This window comes from Segatella sinensis (assembly GCF_040095255.1).
Taxonomy (GTDB): domain Bacteria; phylum Bacteroidota; class Bacteroidia; order Bacteroidales; family Bacteroidaceae; genus Prevotella; species Prevotella sinensis.
This window is the reverse complement of sequence record NZ_JBBNGE010000125.1, coordinates 1-1,110: the sequence shown is the minus strand read 5'-3', so window position 1 is coordinate 1,110 and position 1,110 is coordinate 1. Positions and strand designations below refer to the sequence as shown.

General features: G+C 39.1%; 2 protein-coding genes. Both read right to left on the bottom strand.

All coding sequences use genetic code 11. The annotated features are described in order from the left end of the window. Positions 1 to 23: 23 nt before the first annotated feature. Entirely contained in the window at positions 24 to 620 is a 597-nt protein-coding gene (locus AAAT87_RS15390; protein ID WP_302495003.1) for an IS630 family transposase, read from the bottom strand. Beyond that, the gene (locus AAAT87_RS15385) at positions 617 to 1,033 is read right to left on the bottom strand and encodes a helix-turn-helix domain-containing protein (RefSeq protein ID WP_117938168.1); all 417 of its coding nucleotides are present in this window, start codon (positions 1,031 to 1,033) and stop codon (positions 617 to 619) included. The genes AAAT87_RS15390 and AAAT87_RS15385 overlap by 4 nt, the downstream gene beginning before the upstream one ends. Positions 1,034 to 1,110 lie beyond the last annotated feature (77 nt).

The window sequence follows — 1,110 nt, the reverse complement described above, 5'->3', positions numbered from 1 at the left end:
TAAGTAACTGTTCAAAATTAATTTTATAAATATGAATAATTCACGAATAAGTTCGTACCCACAGACGCCAAGGCCATGTTCGTACAATAGAAAAGCGAGTCCGTAGTCTCGTAATCTATCGGTCTTATCCATTTGCCCTTAAGTATACGCCAAAGAATCTCGGCAGGATTAAGTTCTGGAGAATAAGGTGGAAGATAGAAGAGGAACAATCCTCTTTTCTCCCAAATTTTCCTCAGTTCTTTAACTTTCCGATTTCTATGAACAGAAGCATTGTCCAAGACAATTACAGTCTTCTTCGTAACATTGAAAGAGAATCTGTCAAGATAGTCCACAATCTTGTCTGCGTTGATGGACTCTTGTGTGGTAAAACCTTTATATTGGTTCCTTTTGGTAATCATGCCAAAGATATTAAGCCGGGCTGCCTTCTCGGATGGGATGTAAATATCCTCATTCTTGAATTGCCAGCCATATGGAACATAACCATTTGTACAAACATGGCTTTCGTCGGCATAATATAGCATAAGTTCTCCTTTGGAATCAAGTTCTTCAAGTTCTTGCAACTTCTCTTTCTTGTATGCGTAGAGCTGCGGTGAGGGTTTGCCCCTTGGGCGTTTTCTTATACGCTTATATCTTGCACCAATGTTTCTAAAAAACGTTTGAAGGTAATGTCACTGGCTTCTTTACCAGTCGCATTCTGCCATGCTTCACGTGCTTTGGACACACTCTGACGGTCTTCCTCAATTGCCTTGCGGACTGCTTCTTCATCAGAACAATCCATAATAGGCTTTCGCCCCTGACCAGGACGTGTCTCCAAGCCTTTGATGCCATTTTCTTCATAACGTTTTACCCATGTGTAGACAGTAGGTACTGTTACCTCAAGCATTTCTGCTATTTGGGGAGCTGATTTACCTTCTGACTTCAGCAATATGGATTTGCATCTGATACGAAAACTATGAGTAGGGCCATTATGATAGCCTTTCTCTAATTTGAGGCGATCAACCTCTGATAATTCAAGTACTTTTATTGGTTTCATAATTCTACTTTTTCTATAAAACGAAAAATGAGCCATGTTAGTACTTATATATAAAAATAATTTAGATCACTTACTTA